15 protein-coding genes and 2 pseudogenes are annotated in these 22,104 nt (G+C 31.7%); 5 read left to right on the forward strand and 12 right to left on the reverse strand.

The window, feature by feature from the left end; all coding sequences use genetic code 11:
- Positions 1–10: 10 nt before the first annotated feature.
- The 3 genes and pseudogenes from DFQ09_RS07950 to DFQ09_RS07960 form a co-directional block, all read left to right on the forward strand.
- A complete protein-coding gene (locus tag DFQ09_RS07950) occupies positions 11–2,233 on the forward strand; it encodes a TonB-dependent receptor (protein WP_115809156.1) in 2,223 nt (740 codons plus the stop codon).
- A gap of 350 nt (positions 2,234–2,583) precedes the next feature.
- Positions 2,584–3,012 (forward strand): hypothetical protein, encoded by a 429-nt coding sequence (locus tag DFQ09_RS07955; RefSeq protein WP_115809158.1) that lies wholly within the window; start codon positions 2,584–2,586, stop codon positions 3,010–3,012.
- 57 nt (positions 3,013–3,069) lie between these two features.
- Positions 3,070–3,453: pseudogene (locus tag DFQ09_RS07960) on the forward strand (transposase); the annotation flags it as partial.
- 45 nt (positions 3,454–3,498) lie between these two features.
- On the opposite strand, the gene DFQ09_RS07965 reads toward DFQ09_RS07960, so the two are convergent.
- The 5 genes from DFQ09_RS07965 to DFQ09_RS07985 form a co-directional block, all read right to left on the reverse strand.
- On the reverse strand, positions 3,499–4,554 hold the full coding sequence (locus tag DFQ09_RS07965; RefSeq protein WP_115809160.1) for a T9SS type A sorting domain-containing protein: 1,056 nt from the start codon (positions 4,552–4,554) through the stop codon (positions 3,499–3,501).
- Between the two features lie 177 nt (positions 4,555–4,731).
- A complete protein-coding gene (locus DFQ09_RS07970) occupies positions 4,732–6,090 on the reverse strand; it encodes an RCC1 domain-containing protein (protein ID WP_115809162.1) in 1,359 nt (452 codons plus the stop codon).
- Between the two features lie 187 nt (positions 6,091–6,277).
- On the reverse strand, positions 6,278–6,742 hold the full coding sequence (locus DFQ09_RS07975; RefSeq protein ID WP_115809164.1) for a hypothetical protein: 465 nt from the start codon (positions 6,740–6,742) through the stop codon (positions 6,278–6,280).
- Between the two features lie 152 nt (positions 6,743–6,894).
- Positions 6,895–9,510, reverse strand: a complete 2,616-nt coding sequence (locus DFQ09_RS07980; RefSeq protein WP_115809166.1) for a T9SS type A sorting domain-containing protein — start codon at positions 9,508–9,510, stop codon at positions 6,895–6,897.
- Positions 9,511–9,684: 174 nt separating this feature from the next.
- On the reverse strand, positions 9,685–10,272 hold the full coding sequence (locus DFQ09_RS07985) for a hypothetical protein (protein ID WP_115809168.1): 588 nt from the start codon (positions 10,270–10,272) through the stop codon (positions 9,685–9,687).
- Between the two features lie 320 nt (positions 10,273–10,592).
- On the opposite strand from DFQ09_RS07985, the gene DFQ09_RS07990 reads away from it, so the two are divergent.
- Positions 10,593–12,743, forward strand: a complete 2,151-nt coding sequence (locus tag DFQ09_RS07990; RefSeq protein WP_115809170.1) for a S46 family peptidase — start codon at positions 10,593–10,595, stop codon at positions 12,741–12,743.
- A 151-nt stretch (positions 12,744–12,894) separates the two neighbouring features.
- On the opposite strand, the gene DFQ09_RS07995 is transcribed toward DFQ09_RS07990, so the two are convergent.
- From DFQ09_RS07995 to DFQ09_RS08010, 5 genes are all read right to left on the reverse strand, one after another.
- Positions 12,895–13,269, reverse strand: a complete 375-nt coding sequence (locus tag DFQ09_RS07995; protein ID WP_115809172.1) for a GreA/GreB family elongation factor — start codon at positions 13,267–13,269, stop codon at positions 12,895–12,897.
- A gap of 590 nt (positions 13,270–13,859) precedes the next feature.
- Complete coding sequence (locus DFQ09_RS18890) at positions 13,860–14,006, reverse strand: hypothetical protein (RefSeq protein ID WP_181897159.1); 147 nt, start codon at positions 14,004–14,006, stop codon at positions 13,860–13,862.
- A gap of 257 nt (positions 14,007–14,263) precedes the next feature.
- Positions 14,264–16,246 carry a T9SS type A sorting domain-containing protein gene (locus DFQ09_RS08000; protein WP_115809174.1) on the reverse strand — a complete coding sequence of 661 codons (1,983 nt, stop codon included), beginning with the start codon at positions 16,244–16,246 and terminating at the stop codon, positions 14,264–14,266.
- Positions 16,247–16,701: 455 nt separating this feature from the next.
- Positions 16,702–17,799 (reverse strand): serine hydrolase domain-containing protein, encoded by a 1,098-nt coding sequence (locus DFQ09_RS08005; protein ID WP_115809176.1) that lies wholly within the window; start codon positions 17,797–17,799, stop codon positions 16,702–16,704.
- A gap of 220 nt (positions 17,800–18,019) precedes the next feature.
- The gene (locus DFQ09_RS08010) at positions 18,020–19,198 is read right to left on the reverse strand and encodes a serine hydrolase domain-containing protein (RefSeq protein WP_115809178.1); all 1,179 of its coding nucleotides are present in this window, start codon (positions 19,196–19,198) and stop codon (positions 18,020–18,022) included.
- Positions 19,199–19,378: 180 nt separating this feature from the next.
- Between DFQ09_RS08010 and DFQ09_RS19085 the strand changes: the two are divergent.
- Positions 19,379–19,594: pseudogene (locus DFQ09_RS19085) on the forward strand (IS110 family transposase); the annotation flags it as partial.
- 34 nt (positions 19,595–19,628) lie between these two features.
- On the opposite strand, the gene DFQ09_RS08020 reads toward DFQ09_RS19085, so the two are convergent.
- Positions 19,629–21,071 carry a TlpA family protein disulfide reductase gene (locus DFQ09_RS08020; protein ID WP_115809180.1) on the reverse strand — a complete coding sequence of 481 codons (1,443 nt, stop codon included), beginning with the start codon at positions 21,069–21,071 and terminating at the stop codon, positions 19,629–19,631.
- 155 nt (positions 21,072–21,226) lie between these two features.
- Positions 21,227–21,910: a DUF6891 domain-containing protein gene (locus DFQ09_RS08025; protein ID WP_115809182.1), complete on the reverse strand. Its 684-nt coding sequence runs from the start codon at positions 21,908–21,910 to the stop codon at positions 21,227–21,229.
- Positions 21,911–22,104: the final 194 nt, after the last annotated feature.

Below are 22,104 nucleotides of genomic sequence, written 5' to 3' on the forward strand. Positions count from 1 at the left end.
AAATTCCCGAATGAAACAGATTAGTATATTGACTCTTATTATCAATTGTTTTGCTTTAACGGCTTACAGTCAAAACGTAAAAGGGCGCGTTGTAAATGAGTTAAATCAACCCTTGGAAGCTGCTTATGTTTATAACCAAACTTCCGAAAGTCATGCACATTCATCAGAAAATGGTGTGTTTGTTATTGCCAATACCAAATTAGGAGATTCTTTAAAAATTGGATTATTAGGTTATAAAACCAGAATTATAGCCTTAGAATCCATTGAGAATCTAAATTTTATTCTAGAAGAAAAAGCCTTTCAATTAGATGAAATGGTAATTACCGAAGAGTTAAATACGGTAAGTACAATTTCGAGATTAGATTTAAATGTCACTCCGGTAAATTCCACACAAGAAGTCTTACGAAAAGTGCCTGGTTTATTTATAGGTCAGCATGCTGGTGGAGGTAAAGCCGAACAATTATTTTTACGTGGTTTTGATATCGATCATGGTACTGATGTGTCAATTTCCGTAGATGGAATGCCTGTAAATATGGTATCTCACGCCCATGGTCAAGGGTATAGCGATTTGCATTTTGTAATTCCTGAAACGGTAAACAAAATTGATTTTGGTAAAGGTGGTTACTATGCGCAAGAAGGTGATTTTAATACAGCTGGTTACGTTAATTTTAAAACAAAAGATTACTTAAAAGAAAGTGAGGTTTCGTTTTCTGTGGGGCAATTTAATACCATGAGAACGGTTGGTTTATTCAATCTTTTAGAAGATACTAAAAACCAAAATGCTTATGTGGCTTTAGAATATATTAATACCGATGGTCCTTTTGAATCTCCACAGAACTTTAACCGTTTAAACCTATTTGGAAAGTACGTTATGTTTTCTCCTGAAAACGACAAACTAACCTTAACCGCTTCACATTTTACAAGCCGTTGGGATGCTTCTGGGCAGATTCCACAGCGCGAAATAGATAATGGAAATATTTCTCGTTTTGGGGCCATTGATGATACGGAAGGAGGACAAACAGAACGTACCAACCTTAATGTGACTTTCGATAAGTATATTGATGATCATACCAGTTTAAGTGCTAATGCCTTTTATTCGCATTATGCTTTTGAGTTGTATTCTAATTTCACCTTCTTTTTAGAAGATCCTATTAATGGAGATCAAATTTATCAGAAAGAAGATCGAAATATTTTTGGTGCAAATACAGCCATTACACACACCACATTTTTAGGTGATACAGAATTGACGCTGACGTCTGGCATTGGCTTAAGACATGATATTTCTGATGATGTAGAATTATCCCGAACCTTAAACAGATCCACAACTTTAGAAAATATTCAATTAGGAGATATCAACCAAACAAATATTGATGCTTTTGTAAATGCAGAATTTGAATTTGGAAAATTTAAAGTGGCACCAGCACTACGTTTAGACTATTTCAAGTTTATGTATAATGATGCTTTGCAGTCTAATTACCAAACTTTAGCAGAAACTAAAACGATTGTAAGTCCGAAGTTGAATTTCTATTACAATGCACAAGATAATCTGCAATTGTATTTAAAATCGGGGTTAGGATTTCACTCTAACGATACTAGAGTGGTGGTTGCTAATGGAGGCGAAGATATTTTACCACGTTCTTACGGAGCCGATTTAGGGTCTGTATGGAAGCCATTTCCAAAGCTAGTAGTAAACTCTGCGTTATGGTATTTGTTTTTAGAACAAGAATTCGTTTACGTTGGGGATGCAGGTATTGTAGAACCAAGTGGAAAAACGAGACGTTTCGGATTAGATCTAGGCTTGCGTTACCAGTTAACCGATTGGTTGTTTTTAGATACCGATGCAACACTGACCAATGCCAGAAGTGTAGATGATCCGGATGGTGAAAACTACATTCCTTTAGCACCAGATTTTACGCTAATTGGAGGTTTATCTGTGGATGATCTTAATGGGTTTTCTGGAGGTTTACGTTTTAGATATTTAGATGATAGAGCTGCAAACGAAGACAATTCAATTGTAGCAGAAGGGTATATGGTTACGGATTTTAATGTGAATTATAAACTGAATAACATCACACTTGGTTTTGCGATAGAAAACTTATTTGATGTGGATTGGAATGAAACACAATTTGCTACCGAATCGCGTTTACAAAACGAAGCACAATCTGTTGAAGAAATACATTTTACACCTGGTACACCTTTCTTTCTAAAAGGAACGGTAAGCTATAGGTTTTAATAAGCTTTCAGCCACTTAATTTGTGGGGAAGCAAATTAAGTTAAGTTGATTGATTGCTAGCAAAAAAGATTAATCTTAAGGGATAAAAAAAGATTAATCGTATTGTGAGTTTCTCATGATGTTTTTTGAGTTTTTTTGTTAGTGATGGCACCCGCTCGAAAGAGTGGGTGTTTTTTTTTAATGATTTACGGCGATTGTGAAGCTGAAATATTATCGGAATTACCAGTCATCGTTTAAAGTATGTAATGTTTGTGAATCAAAATTGAATGACACAAGATTATTACCATACAGTATGCTATTGTAGTTTTTGTTTTTAATTTCGTTAGCTTACTGTATCCAACAAAAATATTATGAATCATTCAGATCAAAACATTTCAGATTTCGAGTTTACACTTTTTTTAGAAATAGAAGGTAATATTGTCGCTAATAGGCATGAGCTTTCTATCGGTGGGCTTACCATGATAAAAAACGATAAAACGTATGTTATTGACTTTAATCAATCGTATACAACATATATTGAAGATAGCGATACTACTATAATTGAGTGCCATTCGCCTCAGCAACATTTTGAAACATTGAAAGACGGCACAAGATATCATGAAGATTTTCCTGATTGCAAATTTGATTTACCGGTTACAGAACTGCCTAATGCTGATAACGTCTTATGGTTAGATGGTGAATTGGAGGCAGAGATAAAGCGTATGACGCTTAAAGGACAACTTAATGACACATATTCATTTTCATCAAAGGTGATAGAATGGAGTGACTATGAATCTTAAAAAAAAGGCTTCATTTTCAAACACCCGATGTTGTATAGTGGAATGATTGCGCAGTTCATTTTAGGGAATAGAACTAAAACAGCTATTATGTTAGTCGTTTTAACAGGCGGTTTTGAACGCTTTTCAAGGGCAAGTGAATTGTGTAGTTATGCAGGTCTAACTCCAATGATTAGACAAAGTGGAAGTAGTGTAAAGGGGAGACCAAGAATTAGTAAAATGGGCAATCAAAACCTTCGGAATTTATTATTTATGTGCAGTTTTACAGCTTGCAAATACAACAAAGCATGTAGAGATCTTTATGAGAGAATAGTGGCCAAAGGAAAGAGTAAAAAATTAGCATTAATCGCAGTGTGTAATAAGCTCCTAAAACAGGCCTTTGCTATAGCTAAATCGGGATTAATATATGATGGAAAGTATAAAAGTACTATAGTAAAAAATTAATGAGGTTTTACTTGTTTTTTGCCACAGTACTTTGTTGGCAAACGTTTATACTTTAATGAATTTAATGGTATTTCCATTTTCAAGAGCTAGTAGGTAAAAACCATTTGCCAAGTTTTCTATATTAATCTTTTTATTATTAGAAAGAGTTCCATTTAATATTTCAATTCCATTAGCACCATAGATTTTATAATTTTGTGAGTTGATTAATCCTGAAACTTGAATATTAGTTTTTGAAGGATTCGGGTATAGTCTAATTTTGAAATTTGATGAATAATCTATTGTTGAAAGTGTTGCATTCTCAAGTTTAGAAATTTTGTTTCCGGCTCTTTCAGAAAAAAATAGGTCATTCCCAAAAAAAATTAAATCAATTGGTTCATTTAATCCAGTGAGAACATCTACTAAATTAGGAGTTACATCGGTAATGTTAATTTTAGAAATTTTGTTTCCCATACCTTCAGCTATGAATAACTCATTATTATCTAATGCTAAAGCCACTGGTCTACTCAAACCAGTGATAACTTCTATTGCAGTTGGAGTAGTTTGACTAATGTCTATTTTAGAAATTTTGTTTCCAGTCCATTCAGCAATGTATAAATCATTTCCATTAAGAACCATTCCATTTGGTTGGTCTAATCCGGTAATAACATCTTCTAAAATGGGTGTGGGATCAGTAATGTCAATTTTGGAAATTTTGCCGGCAGTAGTTTGACTAAAGTATAATTCATTTCCGTTTAGAACAAATTTATTCGGGAAACTTAACCCTGTAAGAATATCTTCTAAAATGGGTGTGGGATCAGTAATGTCAATTTTAGAAATTTTACCATCTAGAGTTTGGCTAATATATAAATCATTTCCATTAAAAATTAGCCCAAATCCATTTGGTTCATTTAAGCCGGTGATTACATCAGTAACTGGGGGTGTTCCTAGAGTAATATCTATTTTAGAAATTCTACCTTCTTGGACAAAGTATAATTCGTTTCCACTAATATCGATTCTAGAGGGTGCATCTAGCCCAGTTACTATCTCAACAGGTTGCGCATTAGTGTTTTGAACCAACATCAATATAAATGCAGTAATAATAAAAGTGTAATGGTTTCTCATCTGTAAATTGATTTATTTTTTTAAAAATAATGTTTGCCAACGGTTTTGTGTATGATTAGTGGCGTGTTTTAAGCACCTAATTTAGCAAGTAAAAACGGAATAAAAAATCCGCGAGGATTTTCGTAAGTAGGCTAGAACAAGCAATAAATTATATACGGTATTGGTAGCAGTACATATTTATTCTTTTATGAATTTAATATTATATTTTTTATCATTGATATATATGTTTAAGATATAAATTCCAGATTGAAATGACTCAACGTTTACTTTAGACAAATGTTGAGTAGTTTCAAAAACTATTTTGCCCAAAACATTAGTTATAATTATTTTTTCAATATTAATTCCATTTGAAATATTAATATAATCATTCGTTGGATTTGGAAAAACTGAAATGCTTTTATATTGTACGTTATTTAGGCCTAGAGATGTGCAATTTACTTGAGTAAGATTTGTTTTATCTGTGGTAGTTCCATCACCTAGTTGACCACTAATATTATTACCAGAAGTCCATAAATTACCATCAGTATTTACAGCTAAAGTAAATAAATCTCCACAAGTAATTGTTTGCCAATTTGCCAAATTATTTATTTGAGTAGGTGGATATGTATGAGTATTTGTTCCGTGTGCTAATTGTCCATAAGAACCGCTTCCCCAAGACCATAAAGTGTTATTCAATTTGAGTGCTATTGCGTGATATTGACCTGTTTTAATTGATTTCCAGTCATTATCTGTTCCAATTTGTGTCGGAATATATAAGTAATCAACTCCGTTATTTACAAAAAAAGCAGGATTGTTCCAACCCCAAGCCCATAATGTTCCATTTGATTTTATTGCTAACGAATGGTAGTCTTCGGCATCAATACTTTGCCAATCCGAACTTAATCCAATTTGAATTGGTAAAAGACTATCTGTAGAGTTGCCATTTCCTAATTGTCCTGCAAAATTTGAACCCCAAGCCCATAATGTTCCATTTGATTTTAATGCAATACTATGGGCATAACCAGCACCAATTGATTGCCAATTTGAATCATTACCAACTTGGTATGGAATATTGCCGTTAATAGTGTTTCCGTTTCCAAGTTGTCCAGAGTTATTTCTACCCCAAGCCCATAATTGACCATTAGAATTTATTGCAAGACTATGATGATCTCCTGCAATAATAGTTGACCAATTTGATGAATTTCCAATTTGTATTGGAATTAATCTATTTATATTTGTTCCATCACCTAATTGACCATAATAATTACTTCCCCAACTCCATAAGGTTCCATTTGATTTTATTGCTAAATTATGATAATCGCCAGCTGCTAACTTTACCCAATCATTATCCATCCCGATTTGAACTGGAAGTGATTTGTTAATTGTTGAGTCATCACCTATTTGACCTGCGAAATTTCCACCCCAAGCCCATAAAGTTCCATCAGATTTAATGGCAATAGTATGATAATATCCAGCAGAAATTGATTGCCAACATTGAGCATACATTGAATGACTTGCAATTAAAAAAAATAAAAGTAATATTAAGTTTTTTTTCATTGATATATTCTTTTCAAACTCATTCGTTATTTTTTCACGAGCAGTATTGCTGCCGTTTATGTATAAGAATAGTTGCGGTTTTGTGTGCGAGGAATTTCTGAAGGAAATTCAGACGTTACAAACACGCAACGACCTTTGATTAAGCCTAAAATAGCAATTATTTTAATACTGTGTTGTACGTAGTGTTTTATAATCCATCAAATACTTTGTCAACCGCATCACTTATAATTTTTTCTTGACTTATCATATTTATATAAGTTTTATCCGATTTCAATTTCAATGTTTTTTCTATATTCGAAAAAGTCCAATCGTAAGTACCGTTAAAAATTTTATTTGTTAATTCCAATTCAGAGTTTGAGTGATTAGAGTTGATTTTTAGTTTTCCTTTCTCAAAAGTGAATTCCGTTTTTAAATGCTCTGATTCAAATCCAGGAAGGGTTATAGTTGAGTCAGACACCTTAAAAGTTATACTTTCAGAATTTTCATATCCAGCATAAATAATTCGGATTGTTTGATTCAGAGTTTTTGGATATACACTTTCGCTATCGTAAGTCATTTCAGTTATTATCCAATTTCCGTCAAGTTCAATTTGGTTATTTGAATCACAAGACAAAAAAGTCAAAAACATTAATAAAAGAAGGAAGTTTCTCATTTTGTTCACATTACGTACAACGGTCGCGGCTATGAGTAGTTGCGTAGTTTAGCGGTTATCTTTACAAGTACACACCAAGTTTGAAATTTCGCAGGAATTTCCAAAGTAGGCGATAACAAGCAATTACATATAGCCATTGTTGGGCATAGGTTTTATATTTTAATTAATTTTCTATTTGTTTCTGTTCGTTCTGTTTTAATTTTAATGAAATAGACACCTGTTGATAAATCGTTTATTTCATAATTTTCAGAGATTGAGAACTCTTTTAGTTTTTTACCAGAAATATTATATAATTCTATTGTTTTAATGTTTGAGCTGCTTAAGTTTTCAATTTTGAAATAATCTGCTGTAGGATTTGGATAAATCTTTATATCAGGTAAATTGAACACATCTATACTTAAATTTTCTTGAATGACAGTGGTTTCATTATTCGTAATAATTGGCGCATTATAATCAAAATAAATATTTGCTTGGTTACTAAAACTATCTCCAACGCTCAAAGTCGGTAATGTTTTTATTTTAAATAGAATATAACCATTATTGTTGTTGCTGTCAGAAGGTAATTGAATGTTCTCAAAAATAAATTCCAACGCATTTCCGTTTCTAATTCTTGTATAAAAATCGTGACTTGCATTGAGTGGAAGCAAAGTAGATATATCATATTTAGATACATCAATCACATCTTTTACTACTATGTTTACAGCACTAGTGCTTCCTGTATTTTCAAATCTTATTAAATAATGAACGTATTTTCCAACTTGGTGTAGTGTTACCGCTTCACCCTCTAAACAGGTTATGTCATTTGGGTCATAAGAATTTACTGCTTCTTGATTTAGATTTGTTGTATTATCATCAGGTGTTTCATCAGAAACGACTGGATTAATTGTCGCAGAATAATTTAAAAAATCACCACTATTTAATGGAAAGTTAGCATCAGCGGGTGTGTTCAAGGTCATTGTGAGGCTAACCTCTCTTATTTCAAATGGTTGTAAGTTGGCATAATTCCATACTAAATTACCAATGGTTTGAGAATCTGCCATTGGATTTGAGGATAGTAAATTCATATAATTATCATCAAAAGTAAAGTCTATACTACCAGATAATGTTGTGTTGCCTTTATTTTTAAAAATAATTTTATAATCTGTGTCAAAACCTGGTCGTGCAGCCTCAATAGGAACAATCATAATTTCTAAATCGTTATAAACTCCGCTTGGTGCAATACAGACATCTTGAATATAAGGGCTTGGGTTTGATGGGAAACTTAAATCAATACTTGATGGCGTAATTGTCCAATAATCAGATTCAACTAGCTGACTGCTTACTGTGTGATTTCCTTCTGGTAGTGTGTAATAATACTCGTTTAAATTATTTACATAAAAAATATCTGAATTGTTATTATCTGTTACGGTAAATTGTAAATCAAAAATTGAACCCGTGGTATATGGTAGACATCCAGTGCCTAAATCGACCAAAATATTACCAGTTATTTCATAATATTCTCCTCCCAAAACAAAAGTACAATAAGGATGTATGACTACAGATGAATTATCATTTTGGTATCCGTTCTCAACTACACTTAACTCATCGATATCTACACATATGAATTGAATATCAGTATCGTAATTGCTGTAAAATTGTTGCAATATATTGCCGTTTTTCAAATTAAGTTCAGTAAGATTACTAGATGATAAAGAAATGCGCTCTGATTTGACTGTAGATAAGTCTAACGGATTGTTAGTTGATACACTCTGAAATGTTAGAAATCTTAAACCTTCAATATTTGTTAAATTTATCTCGTCGGAATTTATATTGCCTACAAAAAGGGAAGCATCTAAAGAACTGTCTATGTAAGTGAAATTACTATTATTAATATTCAACGATTCATTAATATTCCATAATTCCAAATCTCCAATTGCAGCGTTATTGTTACTTAATGAAAAAGAATTAACGCCCCGAATTTCAATATCTGTTAATGCTTGATTATTAAAAACCAAATCTAAATTAGATGGAATGTTATTGTAATATCCATCTTGAATAAAATCTATTTTTTCTAAATAGGCAGATGCATCACTTCCCAGTATTGAGTTTAGATTGTCTGTATATCTAAAGATGAATTCTTCAAGCAAGGTGTTATTTGAAATATCGATGCTAGCGCCAACAAACTCATCAATAGTAAGATACTTTAAAGCAGGCATTCCTGATAAATTTAATGAAGAATACGTGCCAGCAAAAATACGAAGCTCTTCAAGGTTATTGTGAGTGCCAAAAACTAAATTTTCTGTTAAATGAGAGCTTTGAATTTTTACATATTCTAAACTTGGTAAATTTGTTAAATCGAATAAGGGATTGTTAAAACCAACATTTTGTAGCTCGAAATGAGTTAATGAAGGATTGTTAAATGTAAAACTATCAATACTAGAAGATAGTTTTAGTGTTTGTAAAGATTGCCAAATACTAAAATCTAAATAGTTAACATCTATGGTTGTTACTTCCAAAAATATTAGATTACTAAAATTTTCAAAACCTCCTAAACTTTGAATATTATGTGCTAGACTATTAAATTTAAAATGAGTGACTTGATTAGCTTCGCTTAATTGGATTTGATTATCATTGTTGAAATCGGCAGTAGAGTCAAAAACGCCATCTCCATCAGTATCTACACACAATTTAGTTGTTAAATAGGTAAGTAAATCTGAATCGTTAAATGTGATATTTTGACTGAATCCAAATACTGAACATAGTAGTAAAAAATATGTAATTTTATTCATACAATTTATTTTTAGTATTATTCAAATTTTATTTATTTCCTTTTTTTGGTCAACTTATGCCCAACGTTTATGTATAAGAATAGTGCGGTTTTGTGTGCGAGGATTTTCCGCAGGAAAATCAGACGTAGCAAAATTGCACTAACCTTTGATTAAGCACTTACTACCACATTATTTTTATACGGTGTTGTAGGGCGTTTTTTCTATCAGTTGATATATTATTTCAATATTATTTTTCATTTCCGCTACATTCTTTTTTCCGATTCGATATGGTAAATAGGTCAGAAAATAAGCAAATACAGTCAAAATTATTGGTCCGAGTAACATACTGCTGTCGATGTATTTCGCATCTGACGAAAATAACATTAGTAACATTTCAAGTATCGCAACAAACATTAATAAAGCATATATAATAAATAACATTCCAATGATTAAAAATGGTATAATTTCCATTCCTAAAATTTCGGTTTTAACTTTCAGAATATTTTTTTCCGATTTATATTCCGCTTTTATTTTAGATGTATTTATTCCGCCAAAACTTTCAAAATCATACCTTTCTCTAATTTGAAATTTATTTTTATTAATATCTCCAATGTACTTTTTTGTTCTTGAACTAAAAACATCAAATATTCCTAAAATCGGTGAACAATATCCTTTTTCAGTCATTAGCTCAAATTCATTAATAAATACTTCTTTTTCAACATTCAATTCAGTCTCAAATGTTTTAATCAGATTGTATTTTTCTAAAATTTCATTGATTCCCATTAGGTAGGTTTGTTCAAATGCCTTACAACTCGTTATATAAATCAAAACACATTTTTTTATTCCATCCTATTTTATGGATATCAGTAGCTTATATGTTTTGTTAGGTTTTAAAATTACCCAAAATTAATTAATCCTATATATGTAAAGTCACGTATTTTTCTTTCATAAAAAATAAATAGTATCAGTAATTCAATGGCGCTAATAAACTTAGGCTGTTCAAGTTTATAAAAAACTTAATAATAACACTGTTTTAACATATTAGTAGTTTTAAATCGCGCTTAAAATTCAGTATTTTTATGGCCATATTCAAAACAATAAACATGAAGAAAATTTCCCTTACAATTATTGCCTTTATTATTTCTTTTTCGTCTGTAATGGCGAATGAAGGTATGTGGTTTCTAATGCATATAGAGCGTTTAAATCATCGCGACATGCAAAAAATGGGTTTACAATTAACTCCCGAAGAAATCTACAGTGTTAACAACCAAAGTTTAAAAGATGCTATTGTGCAATTCAATGGTGGGTGTACAGCTAGTATCGTTTCAGATAGTGGACTGGTCTTAACAAATCACCATTGTGGTTATGATGCTATTGCAGAATTATCTACAGCAGAACAAAACCATTTAAAAAATGGCTATTGGGCAGGTTCTTTGGCAGAAGAAATGAAGCCAGAAAGTTTATATGTTCGCTTTTTTGTAAGAATGGACGACGTGTCTAAACGTATGTTAGCGCAAGTCAATGATAGCATGAGCGAAAAAGAACGTAGCGCAGCACTTAACAAAGAAATTGCTAAAATAGAACAAGAAAATAGCGAAGGCGGTAAATACACCGTTTCTGTGCGTTCGTTCTATCAAGGTAATGAGTTTTACTACTTTGTTTACGAAGATTATAAAGATGTACGTTTAGTAGGAACACCTCCAGAAAATGTAGGTAAGTTTGGTGGTGACACTGATAACTGGGAATGGCCAAGACATACTGGTGATTTTTCATTATTCAGAGTCTATGCTGATGCGGAAGGACAACCAGCTGATTATTCTACAGACAATGTGCCGTTAAAAGCAAAATACCATTTACCTGTTAATATTGATGGAGTAGAGGAAAACGACTTCGCCATGATCTTAGGCTATCCTGGTCGTACTAACCGTTGGATGCCAGCGCAAGGTGTAGAGCAAAATGTGAAATTCGCTTATCCTGCTTGGGTTGAAGGTTCAAAATTAAGCATGGATGTGATGAAAAAATACATGGATGCAGACGAATCTGTAAACCTTATGTACGCTTCTGGTTATGCAGGTATTGCTAACTATTGGAAAAATAGAGCAGGAATGATTGAAGCCTTAACGCAGCACAAAACCGTAGCGAAAAAGAGTAAAACCGAAGCTAAATTTGATAAGTGGGCAAATAAAAAAGCTAACAAATCCATGTATGGAGATGTTATTTCAAATATTAATACCTACTATAGCTTAACAAACGAAAAAGCAAAACAAACTAATTATTTATTAGGCATTTTACGTTCTAGTAAATTTGCAGTTTTACCTTATAGAGTAGGATCGGCTTTAAAGCAGTATGTTGGTGCTAATGAAGCAGAACGTGCAAACCTTTTACCAAGATTAGAAGCGTTTATAGAGAGTTCTTATCAAGGTTATCACTTGCCTTTAGAAAAAGAAATTTTAGCGAAACAATTAGGATTGTTGGCTTCTAAATCTAATTATTCTTTACCAGAATTGGTAGCTGAATTAGGACAGAAAAATGACAATGATTTTACAGCCTACACTAATGCTATTTTTGATTTAAGTTTATTTTCTTCTAAAGAAGGAGCTTTAGCCTTTTTACAATATCCTGATGAAGCCATTTTAGAGAATGACCCAATGTTTAAATTATCTAATCAATTATTAGATAAGTATAGAGAAAGTCCGGAAGCATTAGAGCAGCCAGAAAATGATTTTGAAGCGTCTTTCCGATTATTAGTAAAAGGTTTACGCGAATCTGGATTAAGTGATATTCAATATCCTGATGCGAATTCTACGTTGAGATTATCTTACGGAAAAGTGAGAGCGTTACCAGCAGATAAAAGAAACGATGCTAAAGTGAACAATTATACTACATTTAAAGGCATGATTAAAAAGTACAAGCCGAATGATAGTGAGTTTGATTTAGACCAAAGCATGTTAGATATCTATGAAAAGAAAGATTACGGTCGTTATGCTAATGAGCGTGGTGAATTGTCTGTAAACTTCTTAACCGATAATGATATTACAGGTGGAAATTCTGGTTCACCAGTAGTAAATGGAAAAGGAGAATTAATTGGTTTAGCGTTTGATGGTAACATTGAAGCGATGGCTGGTGATGTTATCTTTGATAAAGATTTGCAACGTACCATTAATGTGGATATTAGATATGTACTTTGGTTAATTGATAAGTACTCTAATGCCAAACATATTGTAGATGAGTTAACTATTATTACCACTAAGTAATACAAGAAACCATAAATAATAAAAAAAGCGATCTGAAATTCAGGTCGCTTTTTTTGTGGTAAATTTTAGCCAACTATATTGAGGCTTGTTTTGTATTTAAAAAGAACTTTCGTGTTGTTAAAACAAAGACTCTACTTCTTAATGCTGAAGATTAAATATTTTCAACGGTTAAAATTTCTAGTTTTCTTTCTCCATTCTTAAAAGGCCAATCGATAATATCGCCTACTTGTCTACCAATTGTGGCAACAGCAACATCACATAAAATAGATAATTTTCCTTTTTTATTGTTTGTTTTAGTGGTCGCCACAAACGTATATTCTTTTTCTTTGTTTTCCGTATAATCTTTAATTTTTACACGTCTATTTACCGTAACAACATCACTTGGCAAGTCGCGTCTAAGGACTTGTTTGGCGTCTTTTAATTCTAGAAGTAATAGTTCTTCTTCTTGTTTAGTTACTTTTTTTCTTCGAACATGATCTTTAATCATATCGTATATTCCGGTTGTTAAAATTACATTTTTTGACATACTATTATTTTTTGAATTTCCGTCTTAAAACTATGTCGTTGTGACTCAGTCATTCAAAATAGTGCGTCATATATTGAGCTCCTGTTTTGAGTGCTAACGTCGTGTTAAGAAGAAAATAAGATTAAAATTTAAGAATAATAAAGTGTAGCCCTGTTTTGAGTCGTAACAGGGATTAATTAATGAATTCTTTAGAATTTTTCAAAAAGATATCGTCATGCAAATAAGATAATGACCGCGCGATCCCTAAAGTTTCTTTTTCAATGTATAGAAAGTGAAATGCAGTCATTTGTATTAAAATTAACGAGTTACAAAGCTAATGATTATATTCAATACTTACAATTTTAAATCTGCTTAGGTAAATTAAAAAGCGAGTCTTTAAAAGATTTAATAGAAGGTATCATGTTTTTAAAATCAAACGATTTTTATAGATTACTGATAACTCGTTATCTAAATATAAAACATCGTGTCATCACACCATATATCGGGATAAAATTTTTTGTGTAAAAACGATTTAAAAATTCAGATCACTTTTTTTTATAGGCCATTTTATTGAATGGTGTTGAGGTTTGCTTTGTTGTAATGGTGTTGTTTTATTCAGATTCTTTGTTTTTCTTAAACTTTGATTCTGTAATGAAGACTAATACTACTGATGCTGAAATAATAAATGAAGATAAAATCAACGACCAATAATGCTTTGGTTCTGAAATATTAGAAAAATCAATAGTTAGAAGACTCATAATACAGGATATTATTATTAAAATAGATATAAGGTTTCTTTTAATCATTTTTCTGTGTTTTTATTCGAGTATGTTCTAATGATAAATGTCAAAGTGTTAATGTCGGATTCGTTACGGAATTTAAGCCCTTAATTTAATACATAAAAACCGTATATAAAATAGGTGAATTATGGTCTGAAACGATAAAGAGCAAACAATGACTTATAGTCCTTGTTTGCTCTGCGTATTCTTATTTAGCTCTATTTTGGTAGTCCTGTTTAATTTTTAAGAAACTTAAATGTACTATAAGACTCTATATTTATAAAATAGGTGCCTTTAACTAAGTTGCTAATATCAACACGATTTTGATTTTTAGACTGTCCTTTCATCACTTCTTTACCCGTAATATCAAAAATAGAATATTCAAACTCCTCTGACATGCCGTTCACTTGAATAAAGTCCGTTGATGGATTAGGATATACTTTAATTTGTTGTGTAGGTTCTTCAATAGTAACTATACTCAAAGTTTCATTTCTTGCTTGGATATTATCGATATCTAATGTAGCTTCAATAGGATCTCCATCCCAACTAGGTGTGTCATTATGAAGAATACGGAAGCCTTTAACGTCATCGAAAGTACTATTGTAACCAAGACCAGAGGTCGTAATATTGGTTAATGAGTTTTCATCAATCGGGAATACAATGGTTTGCCATCCTTGTCCTGGGATAACAGCAATAGGGTTGGTAGAACTCCATCTTCGACTAGTCGAAAATCCTTCAAAAGCCAATCTTAATATAATTATAGATGAGCCAGAATTTCTAACATCCATAGAAATATAAGTCACGCCAGCAGCATTATAATCTCCTTCCCATTGTGCATTATTAAATGTGACTAATTTAGAATCTGCATCGTTTCCTCCATTAGATTGTACTCTTAGAAAGTTATCGTCTGCACCATCAGGACCATCGGTTAAAATGTTTTGATTTGGTAATGTTGAGTTATCTCCTTTAGTCCAGTTCTCAGTAGTAACACCTTCAAAATCATCAATTAAATTTAAGGATATTTTAGGCTCACCTAAATCAGCTAAGCCCATATCATCGTTCCTTGCCTGCATATTATCGATGTCCAATATTGCCTCAATAGGATCTCCATCCCAACTTGGTACGTCATTGTGAAGAATACGAAATTCTCTAACATCATCGAAGGTACTATTGTAACCAAGGCCCGAAGTGGTAATATTAGTTAATGAATTTGCATCAATTGGGAATACAATGGTTTGCCAGCCTTGTCCTGGTATAACAGCAATGGGATTGGTAGAACTATATCGTCTACTGGTTGAAAATCCTTCAAAAGCCAATCGTAATAACATGATTTCTGAACCCGAATTTCTAACATCCATAGAAATATAAGTCACTCCAGCAGCATTATAATCCCCTCGCCATTGTGCATTATTAAATGTTACTAATTTAGAATCTGCGCCATTTCCTCCATTTGATTCTACTCTTAAAAAATTATCATCTACGCCATCAGGACCATCAGTTAAAATGTTTTGATTTGGTAGTGTTGAATTATCTCCTTTTGTCCAGTTCTCAGTAGTAACACCTTCAAAATCATCAATTAGATTTAAAGCTATTTTAGGCTCACCTAGGTCTGCTAAACCCATATCATCGTTCCTTGCAGTAATATTATCGATGTCTAATAGCGCTTCAATAGGATCTCCGTCCCAACTTGGTACGTCATTGTGAAGAATACGGAATTCTCTAACATCATCGAAGGTACTATTGTAACCAAGGCCCGAAGTGGTAATATTAGTTAATGAATTTGCATCAATTGGGAATACTATGGTTTGCCAACCTTGTCCTGGTATAACAGCAATGGGATTGGTAGAACTATACCGTCTACTAGTCGAAAATCCTTCAAAAGCTAAACGTAATAAAATGATTTCAGAACCCGAATTTCTAACATCCATAGAAATATAAGTCACACCAGCAGCATTATAATCCCCTTGCCATTGTGCATTATTGAATGTTACTAGTTTAGAATCTGCCCCGTTTCCACCATTTGATTGTACTCTTAGAAATTTATCATCTGTGCCATCAGGACCATCGGTTAAAATGTTTTGATTTGGTAATACTGAATTATCTCCTTTTGTCCAGTTCTTAGTCGTGTAATCTTCAAAATTATCGGTTTGATTCAGTGTTATTTGAGATAAAGCAAAGAATGGTAAGAGTAATAAGATGATACATGTAGATGTTTTCATTTTTAATAAGTTTGTGATTGATAGATTTGGTTATGGTATGTTTCGTCTGCGCATTGCGCTAGGGCGTTGCGAGATTAAGCACGAAAGTTAGTAAATATAAACTTAATAGAAAATCCATTAGGGTTTTCGTAAGTAGACTAGGACAAGCAATTACTTCTAAACGGCTTAAGTTTAAAACTTATTAAATTTAAGTATAAAGCGGAAATTGAGAAATGTATTATTTATGTTCGGTTTCTCTGTTTGGGAATAAATAACTTATACCGAGATTTTTACAAGCGAATTGTAGTCAATAGAAAGTGCGAAAAATTAACATTAATAGCGATCTGTAATAAACTATAAAAATGCTACAGCTAAATCGGGATTAATAGTTGAAAGAAGCTATAAGGGGGACTTTAGAGAAGAGTTAATTAGCTTTTACGTGTTTTTTACTAAAGTAGGTTGTTAGGCAACGTTTTTTATTCACTCTCTTTTTCAAAATAATTCCACACTTCATTTCCGAGTTTTTCTCCATACTCTGAATTGGTAAAAAGAATATAACCCCATTTTTTTTCTGTTTCAATAAGATAAAAGCACGTAAATCCGGCGTTGTCTCCTCCGTGAAAATAGGTGTTACTATAAACTTTATCAGCTGTTAAAAAGCCTAAAGCATAATAGACACTAATTCCAGTTGACGATGTAGATATTTTTGAATGTTGTTTTAGCAATTCTGAATAACTTTCTTTAGATAAGATTTTTTTATTCATTAGTCCAATCATCCATTTTGAAAAATCTATTGGTTCGGTTTGCAGTGAAGAAGGTGCGACGAATTTGCCTTTATCTTTTTTAAACCAATAATCATTTTTTAAATCAATCCATTCACCTTGATTGTTATAAGGTTCTGCTTTGTTTTTTTCTGTATAAGATGTTGGTATAAATACCGTATGTTTCATTTTCAATGGTTTTGCTACTTTCTTTTGAAAAAGAGTTTCTAAACCGTCCCAATCCGTATTCTCTATTTTTTTCAAAACCATAGCAAGATATTGATATCCCTCCCCAGAGTATTCATAAGCTGTTCCGGGGTTGAACTTAATTTTAAGTTTTCTGTCATCTTCATTTTCTCTCCAATTTGGAAATCCTGACCTATGGCTTAAAACCATTCTTGCTGTTATTTTCTTATATCTTTCATCATTGGCAATGTCTTCATATGGTAAATATTCGTACAAGGGTTTATCTAAATCTAATTTACCTTCCTCAACAAATTGCATTACAAAAAAAGCAAATACTGATTTCGATATTGATGCAGCTTCGAAAATGGTTTTGTTGGTAACTGGTAATTTTTTTTCTGCGTTGGCAAATCCAAAAGTTTTGTGATAAGCTACTTTACTATCATTTATAACTGCAATCGAAAGTCCGGGAATATTTAATGAATCCATTCTCGATTTGAGAAAAGCATTTATTGAGTCCGTTGAAACTTCAATACCTACCAGGTTTTTGATTTTCTTCTGAGAATGACAACTCGTACATGAGATTGTTAAAACCAAGAATATAGATATTGTCAACAAATTTTCTTTCATTCGATAGTGTTTGTTAAATGTTGTCTAATGGTGTTTTATGTAGCTTGTAGCGTGTGAGTTAGCGATAATTTTTCGGTTAATCATGAGCCAACTTTTTTAATTTTCGTATTACCTTTTCTTTTCGATAAACCAAATTAAAAAAATTGTAGGACTTACAAATATGTATTACCTTAGAGTGGTCCACTATTTTTCTGTGAGCGACGTACGTTATTGTGCTCAGTTATTTTTTCTTAAGTGTCGGGATTATTCTGTCTTGTAAAACGCTATAAGTTGACTTTTGTGGTTCATCATTTATATTCCAACCATTAAAAATGATTATTAAATTGTCTTCAGGTGCCATCATTAAATACTGGCCTCCATATCCGTTGGCGGAATAAATATTGGTTTTGCCATTGTCCGTATATTTAGGAATCCACCATTGATACCCGTATCCCGTAACATTTCGCCATTGGGGTTTTACGTTTTTAAGTAAAGGGCTTGTGGATGTTGTGACCCAACTTTCAGATACAATTTGCTTACCGTTCCATTTCCCTTTATTCAAAAGCAACGAACCAATTTTAGCCAAGTCTTCTGCCTTAAGATATAAACCTCCTTCTGTATCAATTTCTCCATCAGGTGTTTCTTTCCAATAATAGTCTGTAATACCGAGTGGCTCAAATAATTTTTCTTCTGCCCAATGGTCAATGCGCTTGTTTGTAATAGTTCTAATGATTTTACCTAAAAGAACTGTTCCTCCACCATTATACACAAATGTTGTTCCTGGTATGGTATCCATAGGCTTGCTCAAAACATAGTCTATCCAGTTATCGCTTGATTCTAGCCTATAACAGTCATTTGTAGTGTCATTATGGTCAGTCTCTTCATTCCATTGTAATCCACTTCTCATCGTTAATAAATCTTCAATGGATATATTTTGTTTTCTTTTATCTTTAGGGGTAATGTGAGTATCATTTAACAAAGGCATTGCTTTGTTACTAACATTATAGTCTTTGTTTAAAACCAAGGCAATACCAACAAGAATCGAGGTAATACTTTTGGTTACAGATTGAAGTGTATGCAATTCAGTCTCCTTGTAGTAAGGATGCCAATCCGTACTATTGAAATTGTATTGATGATTGGTTGTGTCATATTTTTTAAATATAGATTCATAGTCTTGACCATATTTAAAATCTGCTAATAACTCGTCATTTTTAATAACCATAAAACGGTCAATTAATCCATAATATCCGTTATTTATATCTGAATGAATAGAGTCAATCACAGCTGAAAGGGCATTTTGGGAAGTTGCTTTTTGTGTGTCTTTAATAGACTCTTTGTTTTTTGAATTACAACCAATTAAAGTAATGATGAACAAAGTTAAAAATGATAGCGTTTTAATCATATTTATTAATGTTTTCATGATTTTTGTGTTAGTTAGGTGTAATGGTATTGTGTATGAGTTAGTTGCGTGGTGTGGCAACTAAGTTAGTAAAGATTTCTAACTCTTGAAAATCTCATAGTTATTTTTGTAAGTGGTCTGTAGTCAGTTGATTAATTGTATGCAGCTTAAGTTTACAATTCTTTAAATTTAAGGATAAAACAGAAACTGAGAAACTTATTATTTATGTGCAGTTTTAATGCTTGTAAGCAAAACAAGGCTTGCCGAGATCTCTATGAGCGAATAGTAGCCAAAGGAAAGCGTAAAGAATTAGCATTAATTGCCGTGTGTAATAAACTACTAAAACAGGCTTTTGCACTAGCTAAATCGGGATTAATATATGATGGAAATTATAAAAGTACCATAGTGAAAAATTAATGAGGTTTTACTTGTTTTTTGCCACTGTACTTTGTTATATGCTGGCCTTTATCAGTTCAATTAGTTCATTTTCACTTGGTCTTGGTGCATTTTCGTCAATAATTTTACCATCTTTTCCAAAAAGTAAATATCTAGGAATAGTTTTAATATTATAATTTTTATAAAGATTAGATTTTTCCCAATTTGATATTATATAATTATCTATTTCATTTGACAGATTCTCTAATTTTGATGCTCTTAACCAAGCTGAATAGTCCTTATCAATTGAAATTTCAATAATTTTAAGTTCTGTTTCATTGAACTTTAATTTTAAATCTTTTAAAAATGGCATTTCTTTTCGACAGGGTGCACACCAACTTGCCCAAAAATCTACTAAAACAATTTTCCCTTTATGCTTTGCAAGTACTTGCTCAAAGGTCAATTCATCGTCATTAACAAGATTAGTCAAAATTCCGACAGTTCTATTAGCTGTATTTAGTTTATTTGAATTCGTCTTTTCTTTGTCAACAATAGAATTCCATTTGTTTTTAATTTTATCATTATTGCAAGCAGATTGAAACTTTGTCAGATACTTGTTAAATTTTGGTTTTTCAACGAAGAAAATATTTTTAAGATAAGAGTCCAATAAAACCTCCTTTGCAGATTCGTTCAAAAATGTTTCTTGTTCATTGACAAAGTCGAATAAAACAGAATTCTTAACTCGCTTATCTTCTTTAAAATATTTGTATAAAATCAATGCTCTCAAGAAACTTACATATTCTTTATTGTCAAGTAATTCTTCTTCATTAAGTTTTACACCTAAACTCTCAATTTCTAATACTAGATTTTTATTTTTGGCTTCTCTTATTTTGGAAGTGGCAAACTTTATTTTTTGATTAATTTTAGTTGTTGAATAAAAATTATCTGAAACGCTTTTATTTGACTTTAGGCTATCCAATAATATAATTGAGTTTTTGTATGTTTTTTCTAAATCATACTTGTTATTTTGAAATTTATTTTCATCGATTACTATTGCTTTGCTTTTTAAATTGTAATTGTATAAAAGATAATTGAAGTTTGTTTCACTCCAATTTTTATCGCTATTCAATAATGTAAATATCGGATATTCAATTTGTTTCGATTGGTTAATGACTATGTTTTCAGTTCCTATTAGAAGGCTGTCTCCTTTTTCAAGCTGCAATTCATAGAAAAATGAAAAGAATGGGTCTCCACCAATTATTTTGATTGAATTTTGCGTTGGTATTGTTACTGTTGTTTTATTTTCTTTCTGTCCAAGATATAACATATCAGGTTTGTCCTGCATTTCATCCACGAAAAGGTTTGTGAAAAATGAACTTATAGTATCATTTACGCTAATTACAACTTCATTTTTTTTCTCAATTTTCTTTTCTGTTGTAATTTTAGATCTAATTTCTTTCTTTTTTTCTTGACAGCTAAATACTGTTAGAATTAAAAATGTAAGTAGGATGTTTTTCATAGGCTTGCATATAACGTTTATGTATAAGAATAGTTGCGGGTTTGTATGCGAGGATTTTCCGCAGGAAAATCAGACGTTACAAACACGCAACGACCTTTTAATTAAGCACTAAACCGCAATTATTTTTATACTGTGTTGTGTGTAGTGCTTTTCTGCTACCATATTTTCCAAAATGCTTTTTTACTCTTATCCTCAATATTATCTTTTTCTGGTTTATGGTACTTTTCGATAATCTCAAATACTCGTCCATAATTGTAATCGATATTGTCAACTGTTTTTTTCCAATTGATATTTATGATTTCAATTCGTGTGTCGATTGAACCATTCCATTTAGTTTTAAATCCATTATCTGTTAAAACACTAACAATTTTTTCGGCAACTTCTTTCGCAAGTTCATCATCACGATTATAACTGTCAAAACCTATAAAGAGCATCTTTTCTTCCGCAATTGCTCTTTCTAAATCCTGTGTATGATAATAGCAATATCCTTTAGTACTAAATCCGATTTCTTTCAGTTCGGTAATAATTTCAGAACAATCTTCTTCTCCGTCGCTTTTCGTATAACCAGATCTGTGAAGAGAAACGATTTTATTTTTATTCAGTTCATCAAAGGATTTTACCAATCTATCAAAATCGGTTGGTTTTTCCCATTTTAGACTTTCAGTTTGATGTTTTTTTAATCTAATGTCGATTTCTTTTTTTAACCACTTTTCATCGAAATCACTTTCGTCATAAAACATTTCACTTATACTTTCAAGTAAATCATCTCCATTTTCAAACCCAAAAAGTATATCCTTTTCAAGTTGTTCAATTGCTTCGTCTTTGATTTCTTGTTTCATAATTTATCGCAGTTCGTCGGTTTTTTGCATTACACACAACTAGTATTATAACCCCAAAAGTTACTATTATCCCATTTTAATTTTAGGATAAGAATACTATTAAGCTTATTTACGTTTATAAAAATAACCAAAACAAATTAAACTTCTATACGTAAAGTCACGTCTGATTTTACACAAAAAACCACCAAGTTTTC

The organism is Winogradskyella pacifica (genome assembly GCF_003386275.1).
Lineage (GTDB): Bacteria > Bacteroidota > Bacteroidia > Flavobacteriales > Flavobacteriaceae > Winogradskyella > Winogradskyella pacifica.

Bases quoted from the DNA above. Each gene is read 5' to 3' on its own strand.
- DFQ09_RS07950 (WP_115809156.1), top strand. From the start codon at position 11: ATGAAACAGATTAGTATATTGACTCTTATTATCAATTGTTTTGCTTTA.
- DFQ09_RS07955 (WP_115809158.1), top strand. From the start codon at position 2,584: ATGAATCATTCAGATCAAAACATTTCAGATTTCGAGTTTACACTTTTT.
- DFQ09_RS07965 (WP_115809160.1), bottom strand. From the start codon at position 4,554: ATGAGAAACCATTACACTTTTATTATTACTGCATTTATATTGATGTTG.
- DFQ09_RS07970 (WP_115809162.1), bottom strand. From the start codon at position 6,090: ATGAAAAAAAACTTAATATTACTTTTATTTTTTTTAATTGCAAGTCAT.
- DFQ09_RS07975 (WP_115809164.1), bottom strand. From the start codon at position 6,742: ATGAGAAACTTCCTTCTTTTATTAATGTTTTTGACTTTTTTGTCTTGT.
- DFQ09_RS07980 (WP_115809166.1), bottom strand. From the start codon at position 9,510: ATGAATAAAATTACATATTTTTTACTACTATGTTCAGTATTTGGATTC.
- DFQ09_RS07985 (WP_115809168.1), bottom strand. From the start codon at position 10,272: ATGGGAATCAATGAAATTTTAGAAAAATACAATCTGATTAAAACATTT.
- DFQ09_RS07990 (WP_115809170.1), top strand. From the start codon at position 10,593: ATGAAGAAAATTTCCCTTACAATTATTGCCTTTATTATTTCTTTTTCG.
- DFQ09_RS07995 (WP_115809172.1), bottom strand. From the start codon at position 13,269: ATGTCAAAAAATGTAATTTTAACAACCGGAATATACGATATGATTAAA.
- DFQ09_RS18890 (WP_181897159.1), bottom strand. From the start codon at position 14,006: ATGAGTCTTCTAACTATTGATTTTTCTAATATTTCAGAACCAAAGCAT.
- DFQ09_RS08000 (WP_115809174.1), bottom strand. From the start codon at position 16,246: ATGAAAACATCTACATGTATCATCTTATTACTCTTACCATTCTTTGCT.
- DFQ09_RS08005 (WP_115809176.1), bottom strand. From the start codon at position 17,799: ATGAAAGAAAATTTGTTGACAATATCTATATTCTTGGTTTTAACAATC.
- DFQ09_RS08010 (WP_115809178.1), bottom strand. From the start codon at position 19,198: ATGAAAACATTAATAAATATGATTAAAACGCTATCATTTTTAACTTTG.
- DFQ09_RS08020 (WP_115809180.1), bottom strand. From the start codon at position 21,071: ATGAAAAACATCCTACTTACATTTTTAATTCTAACAGTATTTAGCTGT.
- DFQ09_RS08025 (WP_115809182.1), bottom strand. From the start codon at position 21,910: ATGAAACAAGAAATCAAAGACGAAGCAATTGAACAACTTGAAAAGGAT.